This is a genomic window from Corynebacterium sp. KPL3927, from assembly GCF_040225835.1.
In the GTDB taxonomy this organism is placed as follows: Bacteria; Actinomycetota; Actinomycetes; order Mycobacteriales; family Mycobacteriaceae; genus Corynebacterium.
Genome location: NZ_JBEHGD010000009.1, coordinates 78279 through 84438 on the forward strand (window position 1 = coordinate 78279; position 6160 = coordinate 84438).

Below are 6160 nucleotides of genomic sequence, written 5' to 3' on the forward strand. Positions count from 1 at the left end.
TTGGAATTCTAGAAATATGGATTCTTTAGAATCGCGCATTGCCCACCTTGAGGCTCGCGTCACCAAACTCGAAAACCCCGCCCCTGATCCCATCGAATCATCCGCAAGCGAGTCCACCATGTGGCTTGCGGATGCGCTTGAACCTTCTGACCAGCTTCCTGAGGGGTCCGTCATTTTTGGCGGCAACATCACCACCGGCCTAGGCTCCTATGTCTACCAATGGCAGCGCCCAACAGACACAGTGACCGGTGGAGACTGGTCCGATAATCTCGAGCGCCTCGCCGCATTGGCGCACCCCGTGCGCGGTGAAATCCTGCGCCGCCTCCTCAGCTCACCAGCCACTGCCACAGACCTTGTGGAAGAGGAAATCGTTACCTCCACTGGTACTGCGTACCACCACCTCAGTGCGCTGACTAATGGTGGCTGGACCACCAAGACAAACGGGGAATACTCAATCCGCGCGGCCCGCGTCATTCCTCTGCTCACGATCATTACCGCAAGCGAGGATCACTAATGCGAAAGCGAAACATGGCGCTAGCCATCACCGTCACCACCATGTCAGCGGCCCTCTTACTCGTGATTGGACCCCAGCGGATCGCTGTGGCCACCACAGAAACCGGCGACGCCGAACTTTCCGCCACACTGCGCAAACACACCGAGGCGGGTTTCAATAATCTCACCGCCTTCACGCTGCACGATGGGAAAGCCACCTTCGCAGGACTTGGCACGGATGAACACACCGAGGTGGAAATCGGTTCGGTGACCAAGATGTTCACCGCAGAATTAGCTCATCAGCTTGTGGAAGAAGGAAAGATAAGCCTTGACACCACCGTGGGCGATGTACTGGATGTTGGCCAAGCACCCATTTCCGAGGTCACGGTGCAAGAGTTGCTCAACCACACCTCAGGATTACCCCGGCTAGCACAAGGGAATATTTTCGCTGATGTAATCGCGGCCGTCACTGGTGCTAATCCCTACGCAGGAAAAACAACCCAAGATATCCTCGATACCGCCACCGAAGCGGATCTTAAAGATCGTGGAACAGAGACTTATTCCAATATGGGATATGGACTGCTCGGCCACCTCCTGGAAACGGCTGCCGATACACCCTATGAAGAACTGCTCCACGAGAGGATCTTGCAACCCGCCGGAATGGCGGAGACCTACCTCATGACCCCAGGGGCGGTCCCCGATGATGCCCCACGGGGCCTTACTGCCACCGGCCGGGAGGCCGATCCATGGGAGATGGGAGGCAGCAATGCCGCAGCGGGCGCACTACGGTCAACCGCACATGACATGGCAGCTTTCGCTGAGTGGATTATGGATAACGGCGATATGGCCTATGGCTGGCAAAAAAGTGAAGACAACCAAAGCTTCTGGCACGACGGCGGAACGGGTGGCTACTCCACAATGCTCATCATAGATCCGGAAAATAAGCGCGCAGCCTTCGCCAATAATGACACCCCGATGTGGACTAGTGACCTCGCCCAAGCGCTATTCGATGACATTTAAGGAATTCCAATGATTACCACCCTAATCCTTGCCGCCATCACCGCATCCGAAGTCTGGGGCACGTGGAAAGCGCTCAAAAACCATCTTCCCCGGGTATGCTTATCGCGTCAGCGATTATCAGCATCGTCATAATCGCCTTCATTGGTAACGCAGTTCCGTGGTACAGGGAAGTCAACTACGGATGGTGGTACGCTCTCGTAGCCGCTTGCTCCCTACACATGGGCACCGTCGCCTGGCGTATTTACACAGACCGCAGTGAAAAGTCTCCGAAGACAGATAGCCTCGGGCGCGCCACTTAAAGGTCGCCCGCATCGCGGGTGAGGATCGCGGCGGTCTCGGTTACAGAGCGCAATGAGCTTGCCGATGCCCGAGCCGGAAACACGTCAAAGTGGTCCACGAGCAGCTCACGCGGCATGCCAATGCGGTCCAAGTGGCGGGCAAGCGAAATCGCCTCGTCCCGCGCGTTAGTGCCGGAAAGTGGAACGCCGACCCGGCGGCCTTCGGACAAGTGCTCGCCCATCCCGTCGAAATGCTTAGGGGTAGAAAGGCGGTCGCGGTAGCGCGCATCAACGAGGAATGTCTTCGCGGACCTAGCCACCGACCACAGCGGCGGAGCGTGGAGATAATCCACCTCAAACCGCAGGAGGGTCTCGAGTGCCACCTCATCAGGGACGGCGGGGATCGAATCAAAGTCGGTGGTTCCTGGAATGCGGCCGGCGATGACATCGGCAAGCAGCGGCTCATCCAGTTGCACCACGACCTCGCCGTGGAAGCGGCGTGCGACGTCGGTGGCGTGGGTGCGGAGGCCGTGCAGCAGGGCATCGGAAAGCTCTGCAAAGGCACCGGGATCGGTGAGGACGCGGTGGCCATCGGCAAGTTCGATGCTGGCCGCCAGCGACCATGGGCCAAGCGCCTGCACCTTGATGCGAGGGACGGTCTCTCCCCAGACCTGCTGCACCTCATCGAGGTCGCGCTCGAGGCGATCCCACGCGCGGCGGGTAAGCAGCTGGGGCCGAGCCGTCATGCGCCAGGAACGGGGCCCGCGGTCAATGGTGATGGCCTCGAGCATGCTGGCGGTGCGCCCTACCGAATCGGAGCCCAGCCCGCGTTCCGGCAGCTGCGGGATGGCGGGGAGCTCGGTCTCGCCAATGATGATGTCCGCTGCCTCCGCCATGGACGTGCCGGGCAAGGGGCCGAGTGCGAATCCCGTCATCTACAGGGTCTCGCAGATGGTGCCGGAACCGATGACGATATCGCCGAGGTCATCGGGGGAAGGCAAGTACAGCACCGCGGCCTGTCCACGGGCAACGCCAGACAGTGGCTCCTTGAGTTCCAAGCGCATCGAATCAGCGGCGCGGTCCACGTGAGCGATGCACGGCACTACGGAACCGTGCGCACGAACCTGCACCTCGCACTCAAAGTCGCCGTCCATGCCAGGGTGCAGGTACTTCAGGCGATCGGCATGGATGGCGGTGACCGCTAGGTCCTCGCGCGCGCCGACGGTCACCGTGCCCGATGCAGCATCGATATCGGTGACGTAGCGCGGGCGGCCATCAGCAGCTGGAGCTTTAATGTCCAAGCCCTTGCGCTGGCCGATGGTGTAGTTCCACGCGCCATCATGTTCCTTAAGCTCCGTGCCCTCTTGGTCCACGATCATGCCGGGGCGAAGCCCGATGCGCGATCCCAAGAACTGCTGGGTATTGCCGTCTGGAATGAAGCAGATGTCGTAAGAATCCGGCTTCTTCGCCGTGGAAAAACCGTGCGCCGCAGCCTCTTCGCGGATCTGCGGCTTGGGGGTATCACCGATGGGGAAAAAGCAGTGCTCCAGCTCCTCGGCAGAAATGACGCCGAGCACATAAGACTGGTCCTTATTCTCATCCTTTGAGCGGCGCATATAACCGTCATCATCAAGCGTGGCGTAGTGTCCGGTCGCAACGGCATCAAAGCCTAGGGCCATGCCCTTTTGCAGCAATGCGCGGAATTTAATCTTCTCATTACAGCGCAGGCAGGGATTCGGGGTTTCACCGCGAGCATAAGAATCCACGAAGTCCGTGATGACCTCTTCCTTGAATTCCTCCGAAAAGTCCCAGACATAAAACGGAATGCCCAGCTTATCGCAAATGCGGCGGGCATCGGCGGAATCCTCCAGCGAACAGCAGCCGCGGGCCTTTTCGCGCGTTTGCTGCGCGTCCTTATGCAGCGCCAGGTGCACGCCGACGACATCGTGGCCAGCCTCCACCGCCCGGGCGGCGGCGACAGATGAGTCCACGCCGCCAGACATTGCTACCAATATTCGCATTGCATTCCCCTTTTAAATACCTCGACTACAGGCCCGAAAGTGTACTCCCTTGCCCCAACGCAGCTTAAATCGATTCCATTCCCTAAGCTTGAATCCCATGGGTAGAAAGCGAGCCGCGAACAGGTCAAGCATTACCGGCACCTACGAGATCTCCACCGGCACCGCCGAGGTCGTGCCGGATGAATTCCGCGACGGGGCCTATATCCTTAACGTCAATGGCGTTCCTAGCAGCCATATCGTCCTGGGCGAGCCGCAGGAACTCGACTTTGAATACATGCGCTGGATCGCAGCTGCGGTAGAGCAGCTTAATACGGTCTCGCCCAATAAACTCCGCGTTACCCACCTCGGCGGGGCCGGCTGCTCACTTCCACGCTACTTCGCCGACCTGTGGCCGGACAGCCGCCATACGGTGGTCGAGCTCGATGCCAAGCTGGGCGAATTAGTCCGCGAGCTTTTCGATGTCCCCCGTTCCCCCACCGTCAAGATCCGCCCCGGCGATGCCCGAAAGGAAACCGAAGGCTTTCTGCCCGCTAGCCGCGATATCATTATCCGCGATGTATTCGCTGGGGATAAAACCCCGAAAAGCCTGACGACGGTGGAGTTTTTCCGCGCGGTGAAGTCATCTCTTTCAGCCGGCGGCCTCTACGTGGCCAACTGCGGCGACCACTCGGATCTCCAGCTGGCGAAGCAAGAATTAGCCGGGCTCTCTGAGGTCTTCGACCACCTCGCCGTCATCGCTGACCCGCCCATGCTCAAGGGACGCCGGTATGGAAACATCATCTTGCTGGCCTCAGATACAGAACTGCCAGCTGAGGGCTCGATACAAGCCGCTCAGCTGGCAAAGGCACTCTTAGGTGGGGCCGTCCCAGCTCACTTTAAGGATGAAAGCTGGACCCGAAAATTCTTTGCGGGAGCTACTTCAGCACACGATTGAGCAGCTCGGCCACCTGATTAGCGTCGAAGTCGGGGACATCGGCACCGGCCTTCTTCGCGGCATCCTTGGCTTCTTCGACTTGGGCGCCGGAGACCTCGCCCTTGTCGACGCCATTGACATGGCCAGCGTTTTCTAGCAGCATCGCCAAGTCGCCCACGGTGAAGTCACCAACCGCCATCTTGCCAAGTTGCTTGAGAGGTAGAGCGTCCTCGTCTTCCAAGGCCTTCACAAAATCTGCCAGGCCCTCAGCAGCCTGGGCATCGAGCCCGGCGTCTTTGGCGGCATCGGCAAACTGGGGCATTGCGATGAGACCAGCCGCAAGGGCGAAGATTGCACCAATCAGCGGCGTGCTATCGGAGCTCAGGTCCACACCATCGTCGAGGACGAGGCTATCGAGCGCGCCGCCAATATCAACGTAATTGCCGCCGCTAAAAGATTCTAGCTGCTGCTTCGAGCCATTAAAGAGGTTCATGTCCACGTCGGTGGGAATACCAGCGACCTTGCCTGATCCGGATCGCTGCCAGAAGGACAGGTTCTGCCACCCACCCACTGGATCCGGGGCTTCATCCTGGTATGCCGCCAACCACAGTGGCATATTGGAGAACTTCTGGGAGTTATTCATCTCGCCCATCCAGAAGTACTTGTAGGTATAAATCATTGGGGTGCGGTTGGTCAGATGTTTGAGCTCGGAGGTAAATTCCTCGATCCAGCTCTCCAGCTGGGAGGCCGACTTGCCCTCGGAGACCTCGATATCAAGCACCGGCGGCAACGTCTGGTTCGGCGCCAACGCAATCTGCGCCGCGAAATTAGCAGCCTGCGTCTTCGCATCGCCAGCCGGACGCGCATAATGGTATGCGCCAGTCTTCAGGCCGTGCGCATTGGCCGCCTGAATATCCTTAACGTAGTGCGGGTTAATCCAGTCTCCACCCTCGGTTGCCTTAACAAAGGCGAAGGACTGGCCGTCAGATTTCACCTTATTCCAGTCAATAGGCATGCCACCGGGGTGCTGGTGGGCAGCAATATCAATGCCTTTCGGTGCGTTGGTTCCCAGTGCTGCCTGCGCGGCAGCGGTCCCGCTCACCGTGACTGCAACTGCAGCGATAATCGCGATGATGCTCTTGCGGAATGCCCTCATAGTTGTCATGCGCGAGAGTCTAACAACCATTCACACTAACCACATGTGCAACACACGCATCATGGAGACAAATTTTTCACTCGCGTAGACAGTATCGCTGGAAATGTACCATCCAGAACATATATTCGCTTTTCAGCTTGCGCGGGTCTAGTGGTTGCCTTATGGTAAATCTATGGAAATTAGAAACTTAGTGCGAAATTCGGGGTTGCGTCCTTTAGTGTGGTGTAACGCTTGCTGATGGTGAGCCCCGGAAATAGTGGGGCGGTCACCGTCAGTTAAC

Annotated in this window: 6 protein-coding genes; 3 read left to right on the forward strand and 3 right to left on the reverse strand. The window is 58.6% G+C overall.

The genetic code is table 11. The annotated features are described in order from the left end of the window. Positions 1 to 16: 16 nt before the first annotated feature. Both ABRP86_RS06375 and ABRP86_RS06380 read left to right on the forward strand, forming a co-directional pair. Positions 17 to 514, forward strand: coding sequence for an ArsR/SmtB family transcription factor (locus ABRP86_RS06375; protein ID WP_349863164.1), 498 nt, complete (start codon positions 17 to 19; stop codon positions 512 to 514). After that, the gene (locus tag ABRP86_RS06380) at positions 514 to 1512 is read left to right on the forward strand and encodes a serine hydrolase domain-containing protein (RefSeq protein ID WP_349863165.1); all 999 of its coding nucleotides are present in this window, start codon (positions 514 to 516) and stop codon (positions 1510 to 1512) included. Before ABRP86_RS06375 ends, ABRP86_RS06380 begins: the two co-directional genes overlap by 1 nt. A gap of 295 nt (positions 1513 to 1807) precedes the next feature. On the opposite strand, the gene ABRP86_RS06385 is transcribed toward ABRP86_RS06380, so the two are convergent. Together ABRP86_RS06385 and mnmA are read right to left on the reverse strand one after the other, a co-directional pair. Beyond that, complete coding sequence (locus ABRP86_RS06385; protein ID WP_349863167.1) at positions 1808 to 2725, reverse strand: uroporphyrinogen decarboxylase/cobalamine-independent methonine synthase family protein; 918 nt, start codon at positions 2723 to 2725, stop codon at positions 1808 to 1810. Further along, complete coding sequence (mnmA, locus tag ABRP86_RS06390; protein WP_349863170.1) at positions 2726 to 3811, reverse strand: tRNA 2-thiouridine(34) synthase MnmA; 1086 nt, start codon at positions 3809 to 3811, stop codon at positions 2726 to 2728. Between the two features lie 97 nt (positions 3812 to 3908). Here mnmA and ABRP86_RS06395 point away from each other — a divergent pair, with 97 nt between their 5' ends. Then, the gene (locus ABRP86_RS06395) at positions 3909 to 4745 is read left to right on the forward strand and encodes a spermidine synthase (protein WP_349863172.1); all 837 of its coding nucleotides are present in this window, start codon (positions 3909 to 3911) and stop codon (positions 4743 to 4745) included. On the opposite strand, the gene ABRP86_RS06400 is transcribed toward ABRP86_RS06395, so the two are convergent. Further along, the gene (locus ABRP86_RS06400; RefSeq protein ID WP_349863174.1) at positions 4726 to 5889 is read right to left on the reverse strand and encodes a glycoside hydrolase family 25 protein; all 1164 of its coding nucleotides are present in this window, start codon (positions 5887 to 5889) and stop codon (positions 4726 to 4728) included. The two genes, ABRP86_RS06395 and ABRP86_RS06400, sit on opposite strands and share 20 nt — an antisense overlap. Positions 5890 to 6160 lie beyond the last annotated feature (271 nt).